The sequence below is a fragment of the Parasphingorhabdus pacifica genome, from assembly GCF_054779195.1.
Map to the genome: position 1 here is coordinate 155,683 of NZ_BAAGYS010000008.1, position 24,012 is coordinate 179,694.

General features: G+C 65.3%; 18 protein-coding genes and 3 pseudogenes. 10 read left to right on the top strand and 11 right to left on the bottom strand.

Annotation, left to right across the window (positions count from 1 at the left end; genetic code table 11):
• The first annotated feature begins 45 nt into the window (after positions 1-45).
• Entirely contained in the window at positions 46-837 is a 792-nt protein-coding gene (gene phnC / locus ACYVAN_RS12375) for a phosphonate ABC transporter ATP-binding protein (protein ID WP_460958974.1), read from the top strand.
• Between the two features lie 46 nt (positions 838-883).
• A complete protein-coding gene (phnE, locus tag ACYVAN_RS12380; protein ID WP_460958975.1) occupies positions 884-2,551 on the top strand; it encodes a phosphonate ABC transporter, permease protein PhnE in 1,668 nt (555 codons plus the stop codon).
• A 3-nt stretch (positions 2,552-2,554) separates the two neighbouring features.
• Here phnE and ACYVAN_RS12385 read toward each other — a convergent pair whose 3' ends face one another.
• The 7 genes from ACYVAN_RS12385 to ACYVAN_RS12415 form a co-directional block, all read right to left on the bottom strand.
• Complete coding sequence (locus tag ACYVAN_RS12385; protein WP_460958977.1) at positions 2,555-3,712, bottom strand: acyl-CoA dehydrogenase family protein; 1,158 nt, start codon at positions 3,710-3,712, stop codon at positions 2,555-2,557.
• A 24-nt stretch (positions 3,713-3,736) separates the two neighbouring features.
• A complete protein-coding gene (locus tag ACYVAN_RS12390) occupies positions 3,737-5,179 on the bottom strand; it encodes a class I SAM-dependent methyltransferase (protein ID WP_460958979.1) in 1,443 nt (480 codons plus the stop codon).
• A gap of 61 nt (positions 5,180-5,240) precedes the next feature.
• Positions 5,241-6,737 carry an MFS transporter gene (locus ACYVAN_RS12395; RefSeq protein WP_460958981.1) on the bottom strand — a complete coding sequence of 499 codons (1,497 nt, stop codon included), beginning with the start codon at positions 6,735-6,737 and terminating at the stop codon, positions 5,241-5,243.
• A gap of 184 nt (positions 6,738-6,921) precedes the next feature.
• Positions 6,922-7,359 carry a hypothetical protein gene (locus ACYVAN_RS12400; RefSeq protein ID WP_460958983.1) on the bottom strand — a complete coding sequence of 146 codons (438 nt, stop codon included), beginning with the start codon at positions 7,357-7,359 and terminating at the stop codon, positions 6,922-6,924.
• Positions 7,360-7,392: 33 nt separating this feature from the next.
• Positions 7,393-8,280 (bottom strand): permease, encoded by an 888-nt coding sequence (locus tag ACYVAN_RS12405; RefSeq protein ID WP_460958985.1) that lies wholly within the window; start codon positions 8,278-8,280, stop codon positions 7,393-7,395.
• A 276-nt stretch (positions 8,281-8,556) separates the two neighbouring features.
• Positions 8,557-10,035: an ArsI/CadI family heavy metal resistance metalloenzyme gene (locus ACYVAN_RS12410; RefSeq protein ID WP_460958987.1), complete on the bottom strand. Its 1,479-nt coding sequence runs from the start codon at positions 10,033-10,035 to the stop codon at positions 8,557-8,559.
• Between the two features lie 321 nt (positions 10,036-10,356).
• Positions 10,357-11,193, bottom strand: a complete 837-nt coding sequence (locus ACYVAN_RS12415) for a helix-turn-helix domain-containing GNAT family N-acetyltransferase (RefSeq protein WP_460958989.1) — start codon at positions 11,191-11,193, stop codon at positions 10,357-10,359.
• Positions 11,194-11,370: 177 nt separating this feature from the next.
• On the opposite strand from ACYVAN_RS12415, the gene ACYVAN_RS12420 reads away from it, so the two are divergent.
• The 4 genes from ACYVAN_RS12420 to ACYVAN_RS12435 all read left to right on the top strand — a co-directional run bounded on the left by ACYVAN_RS12420 (position 11,371) and on the right by ACYVAN_RS12435 (position 16,004).
• Positions 11,371-12,579 (top strand): MFS transporter, encoded by a 1,209-nt coding sequence (locus ACYVAN_RS12420; protein ID WP_460958991.1) that lies wholly within the window; start codon positions 11,371-11,373, stop codon positions 12,577-12,579.
• Between the two features lie 151 nt (positions 12,580-12,730).
• Positions 12,731-14,239 (top strand): FAD-dependent oxidoreductase, encoded by a 1,509-nt coding sequence (locus tag ACYVAN_RS12425; RefSeq protein ID WP_460958993.1) that lies wholly within the window; start codon positions 12,731-12,733, stop codon positions 14,237-14,239.
• A 554-nt stretch (positions 14,240-14,793) separates the two neighbouring features.
• Positions 14,794-15,282 carry an STAS domain-containing protein gene (locus ACYVAN_RS12430; RefSeq protein WP_460958995.1) on the top strand — a complete coding sequence of 163 codons (489 nt, stop codon included), beginning with the start codon at positions 14,794-14,796 and terminating at the stop codon, positions 15,280-15,282.
• A 281-nt stretch (positions 15,283-15,563) separates the two neighbouring features.
• On the top strand, positions 15,564-16,004 hold the full coding sequence (locus ACYVAN_RS12435; RefSeq protein ID WP_460958997.1) for a tyrosine-type recombinase/integrase: 441 nt from the start codon (positions 15,564-15,566) through the stop codon (positions 16,002-16,004).
• An 890-nt stretch (positions 16,005-16,894) separates the two neighbouring features.
• On the opposite strand, the gene ACYVAN_RS12440 is transcribed toward ACYVAN_RS12435, so the two are convergent.
• Positions 16,895-17,242 (bottom strand): hypothetical protein, encoded by a 348-nt coding sequence (locus tag ACYVAN_RS12440; RefSeq protein ID WP_460958999.1) that lies wholly within the window; start codon positions 17,240-17,242, stop codon positions 16,895-16,897.
• On the opposite strand from ACYVAN_RS12440, the gene ACYVAN_RS12445 reads away from it, so the two are divergent.
• A complete protein-coding gene (locus ACYVAN_RS12445; RefSeq protein WP_460959001.1) occupies positions 17,231-17,602 on the top strand; it encodes a hypothetical protein in 372 nt (123 codons plus the stop codon). The genes ACYVAN_RS12440 and ACYVAN_RS12445 overlap by 12 nt on opposite strands.
• Before the next feature lie 31 nt (positions 17,603-17,633).
• Positions 17,634-17,975, top strand: a pseudogene (locus tag ACYVAN_RS12450) (CocE/NonD family hydrolase C-terminal non-catalytic domain-containing protein); the annotation flags it as partial.
• 284 nt (positions 17,976-18,259) lie between these two features.
• Here the strand turns inward: ACYVAN_RS12450 and ACYVAN_RS12455 are convergent.
• The gene (locus ACYVAN_RS12455) at positions 18,260-18,997 is read right to left on the bottom strand and encodes a helix-turn-helix domain-containing protein (RefSeq protein WP_460959003.1); all 738 of its coding nucleotides are present in this window, start codon (positions 18,995-18,997) and stop codon (positions 18,260-18,262) included.
• Between the two features lie 56 nt (positions 18,998-19,053).
• On the opposite strand from ACYVAN_RS12455, the gene ACYVAN_RS12460 reads away from it, so the two are divergent.
• The gene (locus tag ACYVAN_RS12460; protein ID WP_460959005.1) at positions 19,054-20,373 is read left to right on the top strand and encodes an aspartate aminotransferase family protein; all 1,320 of its coding nucleotides are present in this window, start codon (positions 19,054-19,056) and stop codon (positions 20,371-20,373) included.
• A gap of 96 nt (positions 20,374-20,469) precedes the next feature.
• Positions 20,470-20,716: pseudogene (locus ACYVAN_RS12465) on the top strand (alanine dehydrogenase); the annotation flags it as partial.
• Between the two features lie 59 nt (positions 20,717-20,775).
• On the opposite strand, the pseudogene ACYVAN_RS12470 reads toward ACYVAN_RS12465, so the two are convergent.
• A pseudogene (locus ACYVAN_RS12470) lies at positions 20,776-21,030 on the bottom strand (transposase); the annotation flags it as partial.
• A 1,772-nt stretch (positions 21,031-22,802) separates the two neighbouring features.
• The gene (locus ACYVAN_RS12475; RefSeq protein ID WP_460959007.1) at positions 22,803-23,999 is read right to left on the bottom strand and encodes an acetyl-CoA C-acetyltransferase; all 1,197 of its coding nucleotides are present in this window, start codon (positions 23,997-23,999) and stop codon (positions 22,803-22,805) included.
• Between the last annotated feature and the right edge of the window lie 13 nt (positions 24,000-24,012).

Here is a 24,012-nt window from a genome sequence, read left to right on the forward strand (position 1 = left end):
GCCGGGCGACTTCAGCGTTCAGCGACCGAGGCGGATTGAGGCGAGATGGGAACCGATCAGCGGCCAGCGGTCCGGCTCACGGACGTGACCAAACGGTTCGCGCCGGATGTGACGGCGCTGCGCGACGTGACACTCGAGGTGCATCCCGCGGAGATCGTCGTGTTCTTGGGACTGTCCGGTTCGGGAAAGTCCACCCTGCTGCGGCACGTCAACGGCCTGCACCGGCCAACGTCTGGCAGCGTCACCGTGCTGGGGACGGACGTGGGTGCGACCGGTGAACGAACGCTGCGGCGAGTGCGTCGGCGGGTCGGGTTCGTATTCCAACAGTTCCAGCTGGTTGGCAGGCTCAGCGTGCTGGAGAACGTGTGCAGCGGCGCTCTCGGGCGCCTGCGTGGACCCCGAATCGGGCTGTTCAGCTATTCCAAGAAGCTTCGCGAGGAGGCGCTGGAGCAATTGGACCGAGTGGGACTCGCGGATCAGGTGTTCCAACGAACGGACACATTGTCCGGTGGCCAGCAACAGCGGGTCGCGGTCGCTCGGGCTTTGATGCAGCGTCCGGAGATCCTGCTCGCCGACGAACCGGTGGCGTCGCTGGACCCCGACTCCGCGCAGACCGTGATGCGCCTGATCTGGGACATCGCGATCGAGGATGGATTGACGGTGCTCTGCAGCCTGCACCAAGTCGAGCTGGCGCTGTCCTGGGCGAATCGCATCGTCGGTCTCCGCGATGGGGAGATCGTCCTCCAAGGGCCGGCTGACGATCTCGACGCCGACGCCGCGATGCTCGTTTACGACCGGGTCCGGGCGACGCCGGTGGCACAGCGTGGGACGGCATGAACACCACAACCGCAGACCCTGATGCGGCGCGGGAACCGGGGTGCCGATGAGTGCGGCGCGACTCCGGCCTCCCGTTCCCCGGACCGTTCTCGTCGTCGCCACGTTGCTGGCACTGGTTGGGTTCGGGATCTGGTCGCTGGTCGACCTGCGTATCAACATCGCGACCGTTGTCGACAGCTACGGCAATGCGGCCGGATTCGTGCGTCGGGTCTGGCCGCTGGAGTTCCCGCCATTGGCCGAAGTGACAAGGCAAGTCGGGATGACGCTGTCCGTGGTGCTGCTGGCCACCCTGCTCGCGGTGGTGCTGAGCATCCCGCTGGCGGTGGCGGCCGCCGCGAGCACGAAGCGGACCGAGTTCGGTCGGTTGGGCTCCCGAACGGTGGTTGTCATCGCGCGAGTTGTGCCGGACGTTGTGCTGGCGATCGTGTTCGTGCGCTTTTTCGGGCTCGGGGTGCTACCCGGTGTGCTGGCGATGGGCCTGCATTCCGTCGGCATGGTCGCAAAACTCTACTCCGACGCGATCGAGCAGGTCGATCCCGGCCCGCGCGAGGCGCTGCGCGCAGCGGGCGCGAGCAGAGCGCAGCAACTGGTTTCCGGGGTATTCCCGCTCGTATTGCCCTCGTTTGTTGCCGTCGGCTTGCATCGGTTCGACATCAACCTGCGGGTTTCGGCGATCCTGGGTTTCGTGGGGGTGGCCGGCGTCGGCATGGAGATGTCGGAGGCGTTCGCCCGGCTGGACTTCGCACTGGGTATCGTATGGGCTCTGATCCTGCTGGTGCTGTGCGTCGTCGTGGAATGGCTGTCCGCAACACTGCGCCGGGCGCTGCTCCGGGACGCCCCTGGCCACGAGCGGGCCAAGGCGAGGATGGTGACCGTCCGGCTGGCCTCGCGCGGTGAACCGAGTCCGAAACGTCGGTCCGCGCCGCGGTCGCGACGTGTGTCGCCACCGTGGTCGCTAAGGCGTATTGGCAGGTACTGCTACGGATCGCTGTGCGCGCTCGCCGTGGTGTGGGCGCTCGTCGGCAGTGGTGTGCTGGACAGTGAACCCAGCGGTGGCCTGACCGGGCTGCTGACCACTCTCGGGCACTTCTGGCCGCCTGGTGCGGCAGGTGCGTTCGACGAGCTGATGGACGCGCTTCGGATCACCATCCAGATCGGGTTCGCCGCAACCGTGCTCGGGGCGCTATTGGCGATCCCGGCCGGATCGCTCGCCGCTCGCAACGTAGCTCCCAACCGCTGGGTGTACCTGGTTTTCCGCGGTGGCATCCTGGTGGTCCGCGCCATGCCCGAGCTCGTGTTGGCGATCGTGCTCGTGATCATCGTTGGCCTCGGTTCCGTCGCAGGCACCCTCGCTTTGGCCCTCGGCGCGACCGGCCTGCTGGGCAAACTCGTAGCCGACTCCTTGGAAGAGATCGATCCCGGGCCAGCGGAGGCACTGCGAGCGACCGGTGCTTCATGCCTGCAGATCTACTTCACCGCTACGCTGCCGCAAGCCCTGGCCGCGATCGTGGGCAGCACTCTCTACCAGCTCGACGTCAACATCCGTGCTGCCACGCTGCTCGGCATCGTCGGCGGTGGCGGCATCGGGTTCTTCCTGCTGCAGTCCACGCGGACACGGGAGTATGAGGTCGTCACCCTCATCATGCTGATGACGTTCGCCGTGGTCCTTGTCCTGGAGCTGATCGCGATGTGGCTGCGGCGCCTGCTGCGGTGATTGTCAGGTCCGCTTGGGAACGGGGACCACGTATCGGTCGAACATGAGCTCCCGCAGCACGTCGTCGCCGCCCTCGACGATCGACACGTAGCGGATGTCGCGCAGCAGCTTGCCGATGACGTGTTCGTGGGTGTATCCCACGCCGCCGAACATCTCCGACCCGGTGCTCGCGATCGACCAGCCCTGCTGTCCGCAGAACATCTTCGACGCGAGTGCGGACTTGAGGGTGCCGCGGCGCAAGAACTCCGCGGCCGCATCAGGTCCGGTCATCACGGCGTCGTACTCGCGCGCGGCCGACAGGCACTGGTTGCGCATGACGTCGATGAGCATCTCCATCTGGCCGACCTTCGCCGCGAAAACGCCGTTATCGACCAGATACGACTCACCCAGCGGTTTCGCCTCCGCGTAGTCCATGCAGAGATCCCGGATCCTGCGTGCGGCGCCGAGCGCGGTGGTGGCGATGAGGATACGGCTGGCGTTGAGCCCCACCTCCAGCAAGCGCAGTCCGGGGCCGGGCAGCATGTTGTCCGCCGGAACGCGGCACTCGCGTAGCGATACCTCGTAGGTCGCGGAGGAGCGCAGGCCGTTCATCTCCCACCGCTTGGTGACGTGGATGCCCGGGTTGTCCCGCGGTATCACGACGGCGACATGATCGGTGAGCTCGTCATTGGTACGGGCTAGCACCACGAGGAAATCGGCGAAGTCGGTGTTCGTGGAGAAGTACTTGTCGCCGTTGAGGACGAGGTCGTCCCCTGACCGGGTGGCCGTCGTGGTGATCTTGGCGAGCTCGCTTCCCGCGGACTGTTCGCTGCCGAGGGTCGCGCAGAACCCGCCTTCTGCGGCCATCGGCGCGAGGTAGCGTTTGCGGAGGTCGTCGCTTCCGTAGAGCGAGACCATGCTCGTGCCGAGGATCGAGATGAACAGCGTGAATGCGGTGCCAGCGTCGCCGTAGGCGAGTTCGGAGACGATGTCGACGCTGTCCTCAAGCGAACACCCGAGTCCGCCGAGTTCCTCCGGTAACCACCAGTTCATCAGCCCGGTCTCGTGGAACCGCTGATACTGCGGGTGCGGGGCGTTGGTGAAGGAGTCGAACAGTGATTGCCGGTCCAGGAGCTCCGCAGCGGCGAAGTCCCGAACCTGCTGGACAAGTTGGTCGTGCATCGGAGCTCCTCCACGGTGCTCGGGTTATGCCTTGTCAACCCAGGGAGAGGGCAAGGCGCGTTCATCGATGAGGCCGCCGGCCCGGCGTGGGATCCGCTCCAGCGGCACGATGTGGAAGGCCACGTCCGGATCGGGCAGCAGCGAGGCCAGGTCGCGCCGCAGTGCGGCTTGTTCGGTGACCGGCTTTCCGTTGGGCGACCGTTCGGCCACGATGACGTGCTCGGCCAGCTCGGTTGCCGCAGCCACCCCGTGCGGAAAGGTGGCGATCCGGTGGAAGCCACCCTCCTGCAGAGCCGTCACCCATCCTTCTGAGGAGAGGAGAGGCAGGTTGAATTCCTTACGCTGGTCCTCGTAGTAGCTGAACCCTTCGAGGAACCCCACTGTCACCATCTGCACCGGCGTATTCGTGGTCCGCTCGACGGCGACCAACAAGCCGGAAGGGGCGAGCAGTGGGCGTAGCCGGTCAAGCGCGTGATCGATGCGTTTGGCGGTGTGGATGACGTTGGCGCCGATGATGACGTCGAACGACTCCGGCTCGAATCCTTGATCCGCAGGATCGCGGTTGAGGTCGAGAACCGCGTAGTCCATGAACGAAATTTCGGCGAAGCGTTGCTCGGCGTGATCGGTGAAGTACTGCGAAACATCGGTGAAGCAATATCGGGTGTGTTCCGCGGGGAGACGTTCGAGGACGGTCGCTGAGGTGGCACCGGTACCTGCGCCGATTTCCAGAATGCGCACTGGGCGGTCAACCCGGCCCTGAGAGGCGCTCTCGCGCACGGTCTCAGCGAGTACCTCGTTGAGGACGATCGAGATCGGGTTGCGTGCGTAGAAGGTCTCGGCGAGTGTCGGGTCGCCATCGGGGAACAGGAGGGGGAGCGGGTTCGCCTCGCCGCGCAGCAGGGAAGCCTGTTGTGCCACCGAACTGGCGAAGTAGTCGGTGAAGACTCGCTCGACGCCGTCCACGACCAACGCTGTCAGCCGCTTTTGGACTCGCTCATCGAGTTCGAGAGCCGAAAGAGGTTCCGGGCAGACGTACTCGTCAGGATCAGGACCACATAGCAAGATCCCGTTGTCGGCCAGCACCCGGAGCCACTGCCGAAACAGCGGATCGTGATCCGGTGCGACCGCACAACGCTGCATCAATTCCTGGGCGGAAACAATGTCGTTCGGGCCCCGGAAGGCCTCGAGCTCGACGAGGGTCCTCGCCATGACGAGTACGCTGATTTCGTCGAGCGTGTCCCAGAACTCGCGCCATACCCGGAGTTCTGTGTGGTGGCGCTCCATTCCGTCGACCAACGTTTCGGTCGCGGTCTCGACGAGGCGCCCCCAGCGCTGCGCCGACGTGCTGGGCACGGCGTAGACGACGATTTCTTGGTCGCCGCTGTGCGGGCTGACGGCGGTGGTGACGAGTGCGTCGTCGATGTCCGGGTGCTGCCGCACCGTCGTGGTGATCTCTGTCAGGTCCACGGGTCGCCCTCCAATCACGAGAAGTTCGCCTCCAGCCCGCTAGGAGCGTCTACTTGTCGGCCTACTCGGATTCCTGTGATGGGGCAGACGGTGCGGGTGCACCCTGCCGGGTTTTGATCCGGTCGGCCAGCATTCGCCCCAGGATCACGATGAGGCCGCAGGCGGCGACGGCCGCGCAGAACATCAGACCCGGGCGGAAGGCACTGAGCATCTCTTCGGGCGATACCGGCGCGCCGGGAGTGTTCGGTCCCTGTCCGGCGGAGATGATCGCGGTGGTGACCGCCAGCACCACGGCGCCTCCGATTTGCGCCGAGGAGTTCAGGATGCCTGCGGCGAGACCTTGTTCCTGAGCGTCAACGCCGGCGACGGCCTGCACGTTGGCGGAGGGGAAGGTGAGTGCGAAACCGACACCGACCAGGACCGCTGTGGGGAAGATGTCGGTGAGGTACGACGGGTCGGTGCCCAGCCTGAGCAGCAATAGAAAGCCCACGGCTTCGGAGAGCAGGCCCAGGAGGATCAGCGGTGGTGTTCCGACGCGGCCGATCCAGCGACCTGCGAGCGGAGCGCCGAACGCCACGATCAACCCGACCGGCAACAGGGCCAGAGCAAGCTCGAGCGGTGCCCATTTGAGGGTGTCCTGTAGGTACAGGGTGATGACGAACTGGAAGCTGAAGTAGGACCCGAGCAGTGCGACGAAGGACAGGTTCGCGCGCACCAGCGCACCGCTGCGGAAGATTCCCAGCCGAACCAGCGGGTCGTGAACCCGCTTCTCGATCAGGACGAATGCCACGAGCAGCGCGATCGCGACGCCGAGCAGGGCAAGGGTCCGGGTGCTGAACCACCCGGCATCCGGGGCGGTGACGACCGTGTAGACGAGCAGCAGCAACGACACCGTCAAAGCGATGGCTCCGAAGATGTCGTAGCGGCCGGTGGCCGCGGGACGGTCCTTCGGGATGACCAGCATGCCGACGAGGATGATGGCCAGCGTCAGCGGAACGGGGAACAGGAAGATCCAGCGCCAGCTGATCGACGTGATCAAACCACCCACGATCAGGCCCGACGAGAAACCACTCGCACCAATCGCGCCGTAGATGGCCACCGCCCGGTTGCGGGCCTTCCCTTCGGGGAAGGTGGTGGTCACGATCGACAGCGTCGTCGGCACGGTGAAGCCTGCCGCGATGCCCTTGACGAGGCGGGACAGGATGAGCAGCAGACCATCGTTGACGAGCCCGCCGGCCAGTGAGGCGAGGCCGAAGACGGCCACGGAGAGCAGGAACACCTTGCGGCGCCCGAACAGGTCGGCGCTGCGGCCACCAAGGAGCAAGAATCCACCGGAACCAAGCAGGTATCCGTTGACGATCCACTGCAGTTCGGCGGTGGTCATGCCGAGTTCGTTTCCGATGGACGGCAGGCTGACACCGATGAGGGTGATGTCCAGGCCGTCCAGGAAGAAGGCGAGGCACAAGACGGTGAGCAGCACCCATAGGCGGGCCGGCCAGCGGTCCGTGGACTCCGTCTCGGTGGCCGAAGACGACGTGCTTGCGTTGACTTCTGACATGGGTCCTTTGTTCCCCAAGCTGAGTTGGACGCTCGATGGACCGTTCCATCGAGATCGGTGGGAATCCGATGGAACCTCTGGGCGCGATCCGTCGAGCGGCGAGCGCTACGGAGTTCTCGCCGCTTCTTGCGCAGAGCGAGTTCGGCGGGGAGGTGATCCAGCCAGGACGGGCTGGATCACCTCTTCAACTGGACATGTTGGCGGTGCCGGTGAGACCGGCGACCACGTCCTTGTGATCGACGCCGTTGCCCGTGGCGATGCGCCCGTCGACCAGGACCACCGGGGGCTCGAGCGTCCCCTGCGCGATCCGGTTCTGGATCTCGGTGACGATGTCGGACGGCATCGCGCCCGCAATGGCGTCCGTGGCCGACACGGAACGGACCTCCGCCTCGACGCCGGTTTCAGCGATGGCCTCGTCGATCACCCGGAACGCGCGCTCCTCGAGTGGTTTGTCAGCCGGATTGCAGCAGCTGTTGGTCACGACGACGACGTCGAGTCCGGAACCCTGTTTGTCGGCGGGAGCGTCGTCTTCCGGGATAATGGTGATACCGCCACCGCAGCAGCCACCACCATCCGACTGGCCGCGACCGAAGAGGCGCCCGAGAATCCCTTTCGATGCCATGATCTTCCTCCTCCGTTTTCCTTGATCACTGGGTCAGGCGATGAGCGGAATGACCAGTCCACCGGTGATGGCGACCGTGAGGATCGAGCCCACGAATGCCGCCACGAGCGGTGGTTTGAAGATCCCGGTGAGCATGCTTACCTCGGGGAGACTGGCCCCGGCGCCGCCGATGAGCAGGGCGAAGATCGGCCCGACACCCATGCCGGCGGAGGTGAGTGCGAGCCCGACGGGAAGCGCTGATTCCAGTCGGATGTAGAGCGGAATTCCGATCACCGCGGCGAGCGGTACAGCGAGCGCGACACCGGGTCCGGCAACGCTGGTGAGAAATGATTCGGGAACCGCGCCGTAGATGACCGCGCCCACGCTGATGCCGATGAACATCGGCAGGATCATCGGTCGGAAGGCCGATACCGTTTGCTGCCAGGCGGGCCCGGACTCGGTGCGCAATCCCGCCCACGGGGTGTCCGGGTTCCAGTTGCCCTGCACTCGCACCTTCTTGACGTAGCGCTCGAGGCCGAGACGTTCCCAGACGATCGAGAGGATCACCGTGAGGACGAAGGTGACGATGCCGTAGCCGATCATGATCTGCCAGCCGAAGAGCAGCCAGACGATGCCGAGGGTGATCGGGTTGAGCAGTGGTGAGGCGATGAGGAATGCCGAGCAGGCGGAGAATGCCGTGCCCGCCCGGACCAGGCCCACGAGGACGGGGATGGTCGAACAGGAGCAAAACGGGGTGATCGCCCCGAGCGCGACGCCCTTCAGTGGGGCGGCCAGACGTCCGCCGCCAAGCCACGCCTGGAGACGCTGGTCGCCCACCCGTCGGTTGATCAAGGTGGCGACGAAGCCGACGATCAAGAACAGCGCCACCAGCTCGACGAAGAGTGCGCCGAAGATGAACAGCGTCTCGCTCCAGCTACGCATCGCCGCGTCCTCCGGTTGAGTTCTGTGCTGTGCGGTGGCGGTTACTGAGCCGTGCCACCGGTGGCGAATGCGAGGCGAGTCGGGATTGTGACATACTAATACTCATATCAGCAGTAAATGCTGTTGTCAATGACGGTACTAGGTGTTTGGGGCTGATGCGCTGCTGACCGCGGCGGTCTCGCTCGCGTGGTCGAGTGGCGAGCGCTCAACGCGCGTCGAGGCGCTGGGTGGGGAGCAAGGCCCCGCCCAGCGCCGCATGACACGTCCGAGGATTCGTCAGCCTGCGGAGGTGATTTCGACTTCGTGCGTTCCCGCTTCCGCGGCGACGGCGTCGAGCAGCCGTGCTCCCTCTTCACGGAGGGCGGCGCTGTCCTCATCGGACAATGGCTTGAACGGATGAACTTTGAGGGTCGTGGTGTTGTTCTTGTGCTCTACGTTCCAAGTTCCGCCCACATGGCCGTCGATCAGGACGGTTGACCGGGAGCCGTTGTCGGTGAACACCTTGCCGGTGTGGTCGTCGCTGATGATCCGGTGCTGGTCGGCGTGCGAGAGAAGGATGTTGTCCGATTCGGGCAGGAAACGCACCGGCGCCGGTGTATCCGCACCCGGCCGCGGGGCGTTGGGTAGGTCGAACAGTTCCTTGCCGCGTTCGTCGCGGAAGGTCTTCAGCTGCGGACGCAATCGCTCGAAGACCTCTTTCAGATCCTTGATGCCGGACCAGTATTCGGCGTCCCGGATCGCAGCCGGGCCGAACACCGAGAGGTAGCGAAGAATGATCTTGTCGGGTTCGGCGTAGTCGTCGACCGGGCGGCCGAACCATGCCTCGACGGTGCTGTTCATGGCGGCCTCGTTCGATCCCCGGATGTTGGTTAGGGGGACCTGGACCAGTGGCAGCACGTGTTCGGCTGCCTGCGCCAGGGCCGTGGAATCGTGCTGCGGCCACCGGTCGGCGAGCGCCTTGCCGAGTTCCTCATGGGAGAGGGGCTTATCGGTCAGTAGGGCCTTGGCGGCTTCGGCGACCTCGGGTAGATCAACGCCGTCCAGTGCCTGGCCGTGCGTCTTCTTCAGCCGGCTCTCGAGTAGTGGCTGTACCCACGGGCGCAGTGCCATGATGTCGGCTGCACTGGTCACATGCATCGCGCCGCGCATCTGTCGGCTGCTGCCCGCCTCCCGCTCGCCGATGAGGTCGGAGAGGGCGCTGAAGTGGAAGTCTTCGAGGCGGCTCCACAGGCCGATGTACGGCGAGTTTGGGTTTTCGGCGTTGAGCCCGACCAGATGCTCCAACACGTTGGTGAGGCGCAGTTTCCGGCGTTCGAGTAGCAGCTGCCTGGCCAGCAGGGCCCGGTTGAGCTCGCGCATGTTGAGCGACCCGCCGTCGCCGGTGGTGTTGGCCTCGCCCTTGACGACGTAGACCTCCCACGGCTCCTTACCAGGGCCGTACACCCACACTCGGTCCATGGACGCGTAGCAGCAGGCGACCTCTTCCTCTGTCGTGGTCTCGAGTCCTTCATCGGACAAGCGGTGAGTAGCACCTTCCACCTGTTCCGTGGAGTCCACCTCCACGCCGAGGTGGTCGAAGACCGTCGCCCGGTCCGGCTCTCCTTCGAGCAGCACCAGCTTCAACGGGGGCTCGGCAACGGCGAAGTTGGCGTAGCCGGGGCGGAGCTTGGTCGGTTCGGTGTTGAAAAGTTTCGAATAGAAGTCGATCGATGCTTCGAGGTCGGAGACCTTCAGAGCCAGCTGGACACGCGCCATCGGAACTCTCCCTCAGTCGAACTGATCGCGAGGAGCTTCACGCACACAGCTACTATTGTCATTAGCGAATGTTGTTGTCAATGATGAACGCTGAATGGCATAAGTCGTGATACGTAATGAACGGCGGGTGGCCGCGCAGGCGTGACGCCTGCGTGTGTGCTTGCGTCCGGGGTGGACGTTGCGAGGAGGCCCGGGGTCGGCCGGGTCGAGGAGGGGCGGCGGTTGAACGTCGTGGTCCAAAGAGGTGCCGCATGAGCTGCTGCGTCACGACCCCGGCCGGGCTGCTGGGGGCGGGCTGAACGCCGACTTCAGGCTCGTGCGTCAGTCGGCAGGGCGACGGCGCTCGAGAAATACCGTGTCGCGCCAGGTTCCGTGGTGCTGGGCGATCTTCTCGCGTACGCCGACAGTGCGGAAGCCGGCGGAGTGGTGCAGCGCGAGGCTGGCTTGGTTATCGGGGAAGATCGACGTCTGCAGTGTCCAGAGCCCGGCCTTGTCGGCTTCGGTGACTAGCTTGTGCAGCAGGGCTTTCCCGGCTCCGCGCTCGCGGGAGGAGCTGTCCACGTAGACGGAGGTTTCGGCGACGCCTGCATAGCAGTCGCGGTTCGAGACGGCGCCGGCCGCGGCCCACCCGGCGATCCGGCCGTCGAGCTCGGCGACCCAGCGGTGGTCGGGCAACCATTTCGATTCCAGGGTCTTGCGCGCGGGAACCTCGGTTTCGAACGTAGCGTGTCCGGTGTCGATGCCCTCGGAATAGATCCGCCGAACGGTCGGCCAGTCACCGGCTTCGAGTGGCCGGACCGTCACGTCACACGGAACGTTCTCGGGGCAACAAGGACGCGGGGCGAGTGCGCCCATGACGGCATCGGCGGCGTGCGGGAGACCGGTGCAGCAACCGGGATTGACCGACACGAGGGTGGAGGTTCCCCTTTTGAGCATCAGCACGAAACCGACATCGGCCAACTTGCGCACGTGGTGGGAGCAGGTCGACTGGCTGATGCCCAGCAACTCGGTCAGTTCACCGACCGTTTTCGTCCCGGCGGCCGCGACTGCGTGCAGGAGGCGGACGCGAGTGGGCTCGGCCAGGCATGCGAACCACTCGGCGTAGGTGGAAGCGTCCTCGGCGGGAAGTAACTCGGGGCTGGAGCGGGTCGAGGTCATGTGCTGAGTATCGATGCGTTTCGATGGTTGCGTCAATCGACTCTGGTCGATACATTGCGCTCGCTTCATCGAATCATGTCGATGCAAAAAGGGGGCGCTGTGAACGGGACCGTCGAATCGGTGGCATCGCGTACGTCGAAGATCTGACCTCGTAGCATGCGAAACCCGAACGCATTCGTGACTGACACCATCGTTCCGACTCGTAATGACTTGCGTCGGCGTCGGGCCTTGATCGCCTTGTGCATCACCGAGATCACCAGCTGGGGAGTGCTCTACTACGCCTTTCCCGTGCTCTTGCCGTCGATCACCGAACGGACGGGCTGGTCGATTCCTGCGGTGACGTGGGCGTTCACCCTCAGTCAGATCGTCTCCGGTCTGGCGGGCATCGCGGTGGGGCGCTGGCTGGACCGCCGTGGCCCGCGCGCGGTGATGACCGGGGGGTCGGTTCTGGCAGTGCCAACGTTGATCGGCATTGCCTACGCTCCGACCTACGAGCTGTTCATGGTGGGGTGGGCGGTAGCGGGGCTGTCGATGGCCGCCACGTTCTACCCGCCCGCTTTCGCGGCGCTGACCCGCTGGTACGGACCGGACCGGGTGCGCGCGCTCACCGTGCTCACCTTGGTCGCTGGCCTCGCCAGCACGGTCTTCGCCCCGTTGACCGCAGCTTTGAACGAGAGCCTGAACTGGCGCGGCACCTATCTCGTCCTCGCCATGATCGTCGGCGTTATCACGATCCCGCTGCACGCCGGACTCACCTTGCCGTGGCCGAGACAGGAGCCCGCAGCGCAAGCCATGACCAACGGGAACGCCGCGGCCGTCGCGCGCAGCCGCCCTTTCCTGGCGCTGCTGCTGGCCATGTCCTGTGGTGGTTTCGGGGTCTATGCCGTTGTCATTAACCAAGTTCCGTTGCTGGCCGAGCGGGGTCTCGATGCACAACTCGCCGCCTGGGTTCTTGGTCTCAGTGGCGTCGGGCAAGTTCTGGGACGCCTGGGGTACGGTCGGCTGGTCCGCTGGACTAACGCACGGTCGCGCGCCGTGCTGATCTTCCTCGCCTGCGCCGCAACCACGTTGCTGTTCGGGCTGGTGCCGGGGCCGTTCGCGGTGCTGGTTGCCGTTGCGATGCTGGTCGGCATGACGCGTGGCGTCTTCACCTTGCTGCAGGCGACCGCGATCAGCGACCGCTGGGGCACCGAGGCTTACGGAACTCTGAACGGCCTGTTGTCGGCGCCGCTCATGCTGGCCATCGCCTTGGCGCCGTGGGGCGGGTCGGCCATCGCCGTAGCACTGGGTGGGTACCCGGCCTTGTTCGTTGTGCTCGGTGGCATGTCGGCGCTCGGTGCCGTGTTCGCGCTGGCGGCCCAAGCCGAGGGTCGGTCGAATTCGTGATGGTGGCCCGGTTGTCGGGGATCCTCGACAGCTCCGAGTGGCATCCCTCGGTCGTGTTTTGTTCGGCCGGGGAGGTCGCCCATCTCGATTCAACAGTGTACCTTGTTGATAGTTGTTCATGCTGTTGAAATGTCTATCGAGGAGTTTTCCCGTGGTTGAGCGGAACGAGACCTCTGTTGACACGTTGCCGGTGGTGGTGATCGGTGCAGGCCCGGTGGGATTGGCGGCCGCGGCGCATCTCTCGCGGCGTGACCTGCCCTTCGTGGTGCTCGAGGAGGGGGCGAGTGCGGGCGCGGCTGTATCCGAATGGGGCCATGTCCGACTGTTCAGCCCGTGGCGCTATAACACGGATACCGAGGCGAGGCGGCTTCTGGAAGAGTCCGGATGGCGCCTGCCGGACTCCGACCACCTGCCCACCGGCGCTGAGCTCGTCGAGAACTACCTGCGGCCGCTGGCGAATCATCCGGTGATTGAGCCGCACATCCGATACGGGAGTCGGGTCGTGGCGCTGTCACGCGAGGGCTTCGACCGGGTGAAGACCGCTGGGCGTCAAGCGGTTCCGTTCGTGGTGCGGCTTTCCGGCGGTGATGAGCTGCGCGCGCGGGCCGTGATCGATGCGTCCGGCACCTGGGAATATCCGAACGTGCTCGGGGCCAATGGGCTTCCGGCCGTCGGCGAGACGGCGTTGGCGGAGTTCGTTGAGCCCGCCTTGCCCGATGTCCTCGGCGTGGACCTGGATCGGTTCGCCGGCAAGCACATCCTCGTGGTCGGTGCAGGTCACTCGGCGGCCAACACAATGCTCGCACTCGCCGAACTCGTGAAGATGGAACCGGGCACCAAGGTGACCTGGGCGGTCCGCGGGGCAAGCCCAGATGGTGCCTTCGGTGGGGGTGACGGTGACGCGCTTCCCGGTCGCGGCGCACTGGGCACCGGACTTCGCAACCTCGTCGATTCCGGAAGCATCGAGCTGCTGACTGGGTTCGGTGTGCGTGCACTGGAACTCACCGACGACAAGCGAGTCGAGGTGACCGCCGGTGGTCCGGACGGAAAGCAGACGGTGGTCGTCGACCGGATTATCGCGGCAACCGGATTCCGCCCCGACCATTCGATTGCCGACGAGTTGCGTCTCGAGCTCGACCCGGTGCTGGGGTGCACCCGAGAACTCGCCCCGCTGATCGATCCGAATCTGCACTCCTGCGGCTCGGTGCGGCCGCACGGGGTGGACGAGCTGTCGCATCCCGAGCCGAACTACTTCGCGGTCGGCATGAAATCCTACGGTCGCGCTCCCACGTTCCTGATGGCGACCGGCTACGAGCAGGTCCGCTCGATCTCGGCGGCACTGGCCGGCGATTGGGAGGCGGCCCGGGACGTGCAACTCGAGCTGCCTGAGACCGGAGTGTGTTCGGCGACCACCGGAGCACGGGCGATCGCGACCGACGTAGCCACTCGCCTCGGTCTTCCGGCGGATATCCCCGCGAAGCTGATCTCGGGCACGGTCGGCCATATTTCCAGCACGCCGGACTTGCGGTCTGCGGTGCACGCGGCAGCCACCGACCTTGGGATCCGCCAAGAAGCGACCACGCAGCTGGCGGAGCTGGTCTCCGATGAGTTGGAAGCAATGATGGCGGGCGACGATGGAGCTGCGACCGCGGAGTGCTAGTCGTAGTCCCCGTGGGAGCCGGTGTTGTCGGTTCCCACGGAGACTGCCTGTGCCGCGCATATGCGTTGATTGTCGTCCTGCGCCCGACTACGAGCCGCCGCGTGTTCCGGTGGCAGCCGTGCCCGCACCACACGGTGCAGTTCTCCGGGACGGCGCAAATTACAGGTGCACAGGTTGCCGGGTTTGGCGGTCGGTTTTCCTTGGCACGGTCGGTCTTTTACAGTCAGATTCGCTTATGAAGCGAAGCACTTTCTCTAAATCGCGGCAGCAGCTACGAGCAGATTGTCGTCGATCAGTTCAGCGAGGGGCGTGCGTGTCCGTCAATGCCGTCCCCGGTACAGTTTCCGCGTAGAATCTACTGTCACGTCAGGGTAGAGTATACGTATCGACCTTGTAATGGCCGGTGCGCGGACAGAAGCCAGCAGTCAGCAACGCCGTGTCCCGTCAACGCGCTTCTTGCGGCCGCACCGCGCCACCCGAGATCCGATCCCCCGGCTTGCATACCGCAGGGTATGGGACTCCGCCGCGCAGGTGCGCTGCGACGGATTTTCAGTATGGTGGCCTTCGGCACGTTCGACTGGCACAGCATCGCCCCGAACACGCTCAAGCGGATGCCGACCGGGGAAACCACCGTCATGCTCGTGACCGTGGGCATCGTCGTGGCCACCGACAATCTCGCCATCGGCGTCGTGGTGGGCAGCATCACCGCGATGGTCATCTTCGCCCGGCGGGTGGCCCACCTCGTCGACGTCACCGCGATCACCGACCCGGACGGCACCCAGGTCGTCTACGCGGTCACCGGCGAACTGTTCTTCGCCTCCAGCAACGACCTCGTCTACCAGTTCGACTACTCCGGCGACCCCGATTCGGTGATCATCGACCTCACCGACGCGCACATCTGGGACGCCTCCACGGTGGCAGCGCTCGACGCCATCACCACCAAGTACCAGGACCGCGGCAAGTCGGTGGAGATCATCGGCCTGAACGAGGGCAGCGCCACCATGCACGGACGACTCACCGGCGAGCTCGTCGGCGGCCACTAGGGCTGACGTCCGGAGACGTTGGTTAGTCGGCTGATCGGTGGTTTGCCGCACAGTGTTGGATGGCGGTGCGGTCGAATCTCAGTTGGACAACCGCGGTTCGGCCGCGTTGATGCCGGTTGACCTGCTGATTCGGTTCAGTGACATTCGGTGCGGCGCGGTTGGAGTAGCGCTTGTCCGTGAAATCCGGTTGAGCCTGGTTGCGTGGGTCGGGACCCGGCTGCCTGAATCTGATTTGGTCGATGCCCCGGGTGAGCATGGTGCAGTCGTTGACGTTGCGGCCGATGAGCATAACCGAATTTGGTTGTGTCGAGGAGCTGATCGTTCCCGACTCGTCCACATTGGATGAGGTCGTGGACCGCGTCTCGCGCGAGACGTGCGGCAGCAAGCTCGGAGGAAAGCGGAGGGGGAGGGGCGATCAGACCCTCGTCTTTCCCTTAGCCGTCGGCACGCAGCTGGACTCGCACAATGTGCGTCGCGCGTTCCGGAAGGTGATCGGGTCGGCGGGCCTGGTGCCGGGGGAGTGGACTCCGCGGGAGATGCGGCACAGCTTCGTCTCGTTGCTGTCGGACTCCGGTATGCCGGTGGAGGACATCGCCCGGATGGTCGGCCACAGCGGCACGGCGGTCACCGAGACCGTCTACCGGAAGCAGATCCGGCCCGTGACCATCGGGGGCGCAACGGCGATGGATCAACTCTTCCCGAGCGCCACTCCGGAGCCGTAGTCACGCAGATAGTCACGCACAACAGAAACGGGGCTAGTGCTCGATCAAGCACTAGCCCCGTAACCTGCTACTTCAGCCGTCGGGACGGCGGGATTCGAACCCACGACCCCTTGACCCCCAGTATTCGGGAGCCCCAGCGGCGTGCTCACGCCCGTTTTCCCAGGTCGCCATCAAGTGTAACTGGCGAAGTAAAAGGGTCTACGAAAGAGGCTTCGAGGAGGCTCTCGTATACGGAGGATAGACGAGGCATCGCGGTTCATCGTCGTCCTTCCGCATGGCATGTATGGCGATCGTGCCCTATGCGGGGGAGCAATGATCGGACCGTAGGTGATCGCGAGGGGATGTGTCCTTGTGGTGATCTTGAAGGTCTGAGCAAGATCGGCGTTGCAATGTCGCTGAACGGATATGTCGCTGCACGCGGCGTGGGCAGGGAGCATGCTCGGTATCGGCGGCGAGGCGATCCACACAATAGAGATCTCCAGCGGCGTGCTCATCCCTGTTTCCCCAGGTCGCCGCTAAACCCAGTGGTGAAGTAAAGGGGTCTATGAAGCAGTCGGGGAGGGTTTCTGCGCGAAGGATAGGCCGGGCATCGTTTCGCCCTCTGGCGAACAGGCTGCACCGGCTGTCTCGCCAGCATGAATCGTTGGAGGCGATCGGTACGCGGAAGGCGTGACTTATCGAGGACTGGTTTCAGAAGTCATTCGACGGTGTAGACGAACCAGTCGAACCACTCGATCATGTTGCCGATGATCCGGCGATCAGTGATCTGATGTAGTGGCCGCGCGTGCGGCCGCGGTCGCTGGTGGACGGGCCTGATGTCATGGCGGGGTCTCCATGCCTGAGCAGAGCTCTGCCCGACGCGTGGGCGGGCGTGTGCACGTGCGAACGGCTTATGCGGTGATGCGAGTCCACAGATCCGCAGGATCGGCGGCGAGGGCGGCGGTGGTGAGCTTGTCGTCCCAGTGGTGGACTGAGCCGAACTCCGAACGCCAGGCGAGTGCGGGTTTGGTGAACTCGTGCAAGCGGTGTTCGCGGGTGGTTCCGATGGCGCCGTGGACCTGGTGGGTGTTGCGCACCACGACCGAGGCGGCGTGGCCGGCGCAGGGGCGGGCGGCGGCGATGAGGAAGTCGAGGTTCGTGCCGGACCAGTCGGTGCGGACGGCTTTGCCGGACGATCGAGCCAGACATGGCTGCTGATGGGGCCGGGGCAGCACATACCGGCTCACGTGGAGCCGCATGCCCCGGTCCCGCTCGGTGCGGTGCTCGCCTGGTGGGATCACTGGCTGATGCAGTCGCCGAGCGCCCCGCTTCCCTCCGTCCGCGTCACCAGTTTCGAGCTGCCGGTGGCCGGCGGTGATAGGTGGAAAGAAATTTCGGCGTGGCCGCCGTCGGATGTTCGGCCCAGGCGCATGTATTTGGGTGCGGACCGGACCTTGTCTGAGCGCCCTGGTCCCGAGGGCGACACCAGTTATCACGTCAATCCGGTCGACGGCCCAGCCCGTTCCTGGCTGGGGAACAACAACGTCTATCCGGAGGATCCAGCTGCGGATCAGAGTATCGCCGACCGACAGCGGCTGACGTTCACCACGGCCCGCTGACCAACGGCGCCGTGGTGGCGGGACCCCGCGCGTACACCTGCGGGCGGCACTGAGCGCACCCGACGGCTACTTCGTGGTCAAGGTCGAGGACGTCGCCCCTGACGGGAAGGTCGTCGCCGCCACCGACGGGTACCTCAAGGCAAGGCACCGCGAAGGCGATGATCGCGAGGTCGCAACCGCCCCAGGCGAATTCAACGACTACACGGTGGCGATCAGCCCCAACCACTGGCGCTTCGCCAAGGGGCATCAGATCCGCATCGCGGTCACGAGTGGAGATCCTCCGCTAATCCCTCCGGATGCGCCGACCTGCACCGTCACGATCGCCAACGGCCCTGAAGATTCGTGGTCGACCTCCCTGCGGAGACACGGGTGAAGCTTATCGCGGAGCCAGCCCCGGTGACTCTATCGCTGAGATCACCTATCTCGTAAGGGCTTTGAAAGCGCCCTCGCTGGCCGAGGCCGTCGAGTGCCTGGGTGAACGGGCCCGTGCTGAGGATCGGTCACACGAGGAATTCCTTGGCCGCCTGCCTGCAACTCTGGAGCGACTGACGAGCAGCTCGTTGGTGCGAAGACGGCCTGGTCGTTGATTCGAGTGCGGCGGGATCGGAGGCTCTCGGCGACACGCGTTGAGGCGTGCGATCCGATTACTGCAGGTGCTCAAAAGCTAGGCGGAGTGAGCGCCCAGACGCTGACGGCCTCTTCGTCGCCGGGGTTCTCGTATCGGTGCGGCCTGGTTGATTCGAAGTTGATCGCGTCCCCGGCTTGCAGGTCGTAGGAAGTTTCATCGACCCAGTAGCGGAGTTGGCCACTGACCATGAAGCCGACCTCTTCGCCGGCGTGCGTGTGCGCCAGCGGTCCGGAGGAGGCGCCCGGCGCCACTTTCATGATCAGCATTTCGAGGCGGCCCTGTGGGTTCGGGTTGAGCAGCTCGTAGCGGATGGTGGCGTTGCCGGTGCGGGCGATCTCGACGCGGTCGGCAGGGCGCACGACGGCGTGGCGCTCGGCCTCGACGGTGCGGAAGAGCTGGGTCAGGGAGACGCCGACGGCGTCCAGGATGGTGCGCAGTGACCCGATCGTCGGGCTGTTGACGTTGCGCTCGACGTTGCTGAGGTAGCTGCGCGACAGGCCCGTCCGCTTGGCGAGCTGCTCGAGCGTCAGGCTGCGGCTGAGGCGTGCGTCGCGAATGTGCCGCCCCAGCTCTTCTTCGGTGGACGAGGCATTCTGCCCGGATCCGGTGGCGCTCGCGGTCACGTCTCCGTCCCTTCTCGTGTACTTCGGGTCCAGTTTAGTGGACGAAGCGTCGGCGAAGCTCAAGCAGGCGAGGGCCACTTTCCTATGCGCGGCATACAGTATGGTTGACGATCTGTCGTCTATCCAGCATGCTGCATCCAGCATAGTGCATGTGGTGGTCGTCTTGGGCGAGTACCGATGCCCGGGATGAGGAGCGCAAGATGCAGGACGAGCGTGAGCGGTTCTTGATCCGCTACGCGGGGGACTTTGCCCCGTTCGTGGTGGACACCGCGGAGGGCGCGTGGATCACGACCAAGGAGGGGGAGCGGATCCTTGACTTCACCTCCGGCCAGATCAGTTCGACGCTGGGGCACAACCACCCGAAGATCGTGGAGGCGATCCAGCGCTCGTTGCGCGAGGTGATCCACCTGAATTCGTGGATGGTCAACGACGACGTGCTGGAGCTGGCCAGTCGCCTGGCGGCGCTGCTGCCGGACCCCTTGGTGCGGTCGATGTTGCTCAACGTCGGTTCGGAGACAAACGAGGTCGCTTTCCGTCTGGCCAAGGCCTACACCGGCAAGTTCGAGATGGTGGGTCTCACCCGCAGCTACCACGGCCTGCTGGCCGGTACGAACTCGGTGACCTTCTCGATGGGGCACAAGGGCTACGGACCGCTCGTGCCGGGGAGTTTTGCCATTCCGGCTCCGTACGAGTACCGATGCCCAATCCGGCACTGCCAGAACGCGTGCGACAAGCTCTGCCTGGACGTCGGGTTCGAGACCGTGGACCAAGCCTCCGTCGGGGCCCTCGCTGGGATGGTCGTCGAGCCGGTGCTGTCCACCGGCGGCATCATCCCGCTGCCGGACGGTTATCTTGAAGCGGCGAAGCAGAAGTGCGAGGAGCGGGACATGCTCCTGATCGTCGACGAAGCCCAGACGGGGTTCGGCCGCACCGGCACGATGTTCGCCTTCGAGCAGGACGGCGTGACGCCGGACATCCTGACGGTTTCGAAAACGCTCGGTGGCGGCGTCCCGCTGGGCGCGACCATCACCAGTGCCGAGATCGAGGACCGCTGCGCCGACAACGGGTTCATGCACCTGACCACGCACGTGTCCGACCCGATGCCCGCCGCGGCCGGGGTGGCCGTGCTGGAGGTCATCGAGGAGGAAAACCTCGTCGAGCGCTCGGCGCAGATGGGCGAGTACCTCACGGCCCAACTGCACAAGCTGCAGGATCTGCACGAGGAGATCGGGGACGTCCGCGGTCGAGGCCTCTTGGTCGGCGTGGAACTGGTCGTCGACCGCGATACCAAGGAACCCGCAAGCGAGCTCGGGGCGGCGGTGACCGAGGAGTGTCTGCGGCTCGGGTTGTCGATGAACATCGTCAAGGGCGATGGGTCACAGACGAACTGCCTGCGCATGGCTCCTCCGCTTTCGATCACGCACGAGGAGATCGACACCGCGATCAGCATCCTCGATCAAGCCATCACGACCTGTAAGCGCAGGAAGAACCAGCGCGCCGGGACCGCCGTAGCGGAATGACGAAGGCCTCCATGAAGACGGTGTTCCGACCGAGAGCAAACCCGACGAGCAGCGAGCGGCGATCACGCCGGAAGGCGTGCGCGCCCACAACGGCACTTGATCTCCCGCGAGCAGCTCGCGCTTCTGCCGGACCGAGCCGCGTCTGTCGACGTGGCGATCGACCAGGGCGGGTGCTTCGAGACCTCGCGGCCAACCGCCCGCCGACCTCACATTCACCGTCGATGGAGCTGTGCACCACTGCGCCGCGAACATGCCCGGCGCACCACTTGCGACCTCGACCCGTGCCTTGGAGGACGGGACCTTGCCCTACCTCATGCAGCTGGCCGCTGGTAGGCGGCATGCGCTGAAGCAGAACCCTCACCTGCTCGCTGGCCTCAACGTGGCGGCTGGGCAGGTCACCAACCACGCCGCGACCTGCTCGTCGAGCTCCGCAGCCATCGCACTGACCTGCGAGCGTGACAGTCGTGTGATGCCCAGGGAGTCGACGAGTTTCTCCATCCGCCGGGTCGAGACCCCGAGCAGGTAGCAGGTCGCCACCACCGAGGTCAGGGCGGCCTCGGCGCGGCGGCGGCGTTCGAGTGGCCAGTCCGGGAAGTAGGAACCCGAGGGCAGCTTGAGGATCGCCACGTCCAGGGTGCCGGTGCGGGTGTCGAGGTCGTGGTACTCGTGCAGAAATCGGGCAGGGTCGATACTGGGATGCGCGGTCATCGCGTGGATCTCCTCGGTCATGAGCGGGAACTCACTACTGAGGATCACGCGGTGGCCGCCCCACACATCGACGCCACGCCCATCAGGGCCGGACGTACACCACTCTGCCGGACACCACTTGGAGTGGTCTGGGTCGGGGACGGGTGTTGCGGGGTATCCCGACGGGTACAGGTTCCAGTGCTCGGCATTGAGTCGATACGCCTGTTCACGCAGCGGGTCGCTGCACTCGCCGTGCGGCGGCTCGGGGACGGCGTCCGACCTCTGACCTGGTGCGTTGTTCATCGCCGTGCGCGGCGATGGCACGTCCTCGGCCTCCTTGTGTGCCACGGGTGACGGGCTGGCCTCGCGAGAGCTCGTCGAGTGCGATTGTGTTGATGTGCTCTCGTCAGACCTTTGGACGGTCTCTCGGCTTGCCGTCTCCAAGCGGCGGCGTTTAAGTGCCTGGTTGAGGAGTTCGACTGATAGCAGCAGCGCTAGCGGTGGGCTGGCGGCCACGGTGATGGCGAAGGCGTTCAGCTGGGGTGCGGAGGCGATGTTGGCGCACAGCGTCCTGTTGACAACCCGATGCAGAGGGAGAACGACAGCCACGCCTTCCACTGACCGATAGCGCAGACGGCGGTGGTCGGCCGTCCATAGCTCGATGGTGGCAGTCATCAACAGGCCATCAATGATGAATGGGCAGAGGGTGGCGGTGGTTTCGTCGGTGCCGAATTGCAAGGCGAATGAGGCATCACCCACCCGAGGCTGTCTCTGGGTGTCCCGCATCGTCACGCCGCGCTCGTGCAGGCGTTGGCGGACGGTGCCGGCGACGACGTCCATGCGTGCGGCGATCCGGGCCAGCGACCATCCGTGGTTGTAGAGCCGGACGGCGTCGTCGATCTGCTCCTCGGACAAGCCGCGCCGACGCATCGGGACACCGTGGCGATGCAGGATCGCGGACACGGTGCGGCGCTCGATGCCGAACTGATCACCCAGCTCGTAGACGGTAGAGCCGGGACTTGTAGTCCTCGATCAGTTGCTGTACCTGGTCGTCGGGTAGGCGCCAGGTGCGGCTGGGATTTGCTCGTTTTGGTGTCGGTTGGGGCGGAGCATACAGCTCCGGCAGGCTCTGCCGCAGTGCTTCTAGCGCACTGACCTGGTCTTTTGTGTTCGAGTGAGCTCCCGCAACCTCCACCGGAGATTCGAACTGTGCCCCTGACCAGGGATTTTGTGGCTGCTGTTGCTGCTTGGGCTGTCATCGCAAATTCCCTGGTCAGGGGCTATTCTCGTGTTGTATTCCCCCAAGGTGTCTTGGCGTCTCGCCTGGCCTTAAACGGAGCAAGACCGCCCGGCGGTGTGCTACTTCCGAACCCGGCCAGCCAGCCGAGCTGGCCAAGGTGTCCAGGCTCCTGGTCGCCGCATGTCGTGGAGTTCGGGTTTTGAGCACAGCGTCGAATGCCAGGTCAAGTTCTACGCCATGAGCGCTGTGCCAGCGCTGGAACGAGACCCGCTACATGGAACTCACCGTGTGTGCACCGAGAATCGGGTGCGCACACGGCGGTACCTCGCTGATTGTTTTCGCAGAGCGATCACCGTGGAGGAAAGCATCGACGATCGTTATAGTGCGCTCGAGTTGCTCCACCTGGGAATGTGGCCGCAGTTGTCGATCGCGGCCGCCCCCGGCTATTTGGTGAAGAGCTGGGGGACTCGTCTGCGAGTAAGCAGCACCGGCGCCAAATGCCTCAGCGTGCATGGACGATCAGGGCGTCTCCCTGGCCGCCGCCCCCGCACAGGGCTGCCGCGCCAGTGCCCCCACCGCGACGTTGGAGCTCCAGCGCGAGATGCAACACTAGCCGTGCACCCGACATCCCTATCGGATGCCCTAACGCGATCGCCCCGCCGTTGACGTTGACCTTGGTCTCGTCGATGCCGAGAGCGCGGGTCGAGGCGATGCCCACCGCTGCGAACGCCTCGTTGATCTCCACTAGGTCCAGCCCGGACACCGCGAGGTTCTCTTTGGCACACGCGGTCTTGATCGCATTCGACGGCTGCTCGTGCAGGCTCGCATCCGGCCCGGCGACCACGCCGTGCGCGCCGACCTCCGCCCACCACGACAGCCCGAGTTCTTCGGCCTTGGCCTTGCTCATCACCACCACCGCCGCCGCGCCATCGGAGATCTGCGACGCGCTGCCCGCCGTGATCGTCCCATCCGCGGCGAATGCCGGAGGCAACTTCGCTAGCCCGTCGGCCGTGGTCTCCGGCCGCACACCTTCATCCCTGTCCACGACCAGCGGTTCACCCCGACGCCGGGGAACGGTGGCCGGGGCGATCTCCTCGGCGAAGATTTCCTCGACGGCCGCGGCGGCGCGCTGGTGCGACCGCGCCGCGAAGGCGTCCTGCTCGGCTCGGGTCAGGCCGTAGCGGGCGTTGTACTTCTCCGTGGCCGCCCCCATGGCCGTCTGGTCGAAGGCACAGAACAGGCCGTCGTGGGCCACGTGATCGAGCATGGGCATGTCGCCGTACTTAACGCCCTGCCGGGAGGCGGTGAGCAGGTGCGGGGCTTGGGACATCGATTCCTGGCCGCCGGCCACGACGATGTCGAACTCGCCGGCACGGATGAGCTGATCGGCCAGCGCGATCGCGTCTAGGCCGGACAGGCACACCTTGTTGATGGTCAGCGCTGGCACGTCCATGGGGATGCCGGCCGCGACCGCGGCTTGGCGGGCCGGGATCTGCCCTGCGCCTGCGGTGAGTACCTGTCCCATGATCGTGTACTCGACCTGTTCCGGGGAGACGCTGGCCCGCTTTAGCGCAGCGGCGATGGCGATCGCGCCCAGCTGGGCGCCCGAGAAGTCCTTTAACGAACCTAACAGCCGACCCATCGGGGTCCGCGCCCCCGCAACGATCACCGAAGTTGCTTCAGTGCCAGTCCGATTCATCGAGCCTTACCTT

Coding starts and splice junctions, on each gene's coding strand:
- ACYVAN_RS12395 (WP_460958981.1), bottom strand. CDS start 6,737: ATGTCAGAAGTCAACGCAAGCACGTCGTCTTCGGCCACCGAGACGGAG.
- ACYVAN_RS12435 (WP_460958997.1), top strand. CDS start 15,564: ATGAGCATAACCGAATTTGGTTGTGTCGAGGAGCTGATCGTTCCCGAC.
- phnE (WP_460958975.1), top strand. CDS start 884: ATGAGTGCGGCGCGACTCCGGCCTCCCGTTCCCCGGACCGTTCTCGTC.
- ACYVAN_RS12460 (WP_460959005.1), top strand. CDS start 19,054: ATGCAGGACGAGCGTGAGCGGTTCTTGATCCGCTACGCGGGGGACTTT.
- ACYVAN_RS12410 (WP_460958987.1), bottom strand. CDS start 10,035: ATGGCGCGTGTCCAGCTGGCTCTGAAGGTCTCCGACCTCGAAGCATCG.
- ACYVAN_RS12430 (WP_460958995.1), top strand. CDS start 14,794: ATGGTGGCCTTCGGCACGTTCGACTGGCACAGCATCGCCCCGAACACG.
- ACYVAN_RS12415 (WP_460958989.1), bottom strand. CDS start 11,193: ATGACCTCGACCCGCTCCAGCCCCGAGTTACTTCCCGCCGAGGACGCT.
- ACYVAN_RS12455 (WP_460959003.1), bottom strand. CDS start 18,997: ATGCTGGATGCAGCATGCTGGATAGACGACAGATCGTCAACCATACTG.
- phnC (WP_460958974.1), top strand. CDS start 46: ATGGGAACCGATCAGCGGCCAGCGGTCCGGCTCACGGACGTGACCAAA.
- ACYVAN_RS12405 (WP_460958985.1), bottom strand. CDS start 8,280: ATGCGTAGCTGGAGCGAGACGCTGTTCATCTTCGGCGCACTCTTCGTC.
- ACYVAN_RS12440 (WP_460958999.1), bottom strand. CDS start 17,242: ATGCGGCTCCACGTGAGCCGGTATGTGCTGCCCCGGCCCCATCAGCAG.
- ACYVAN_RS12385 (WP_460958977.1), bottom strand. CDS start 3,712: ATGCACGACCAACTTGTCCAGCAGGTTCGGGACTTCGCCGCTGCGGAG.
- ACYVAN_RS12475 (WP_460959007.1), bottom strand. CDS start 23,999: ATGAATCGGACTGGCACTGAAGCAACTTCGGTGATCGTTGCGGGGGCG.
- ACYVAN_RS12400 (WP_460958983.1), bottom strand. CDS start 7,359: ATGGCATCGAAAGGGATTCTCGGGCGCCTCTTCGGTCGCGGCCAGTCG.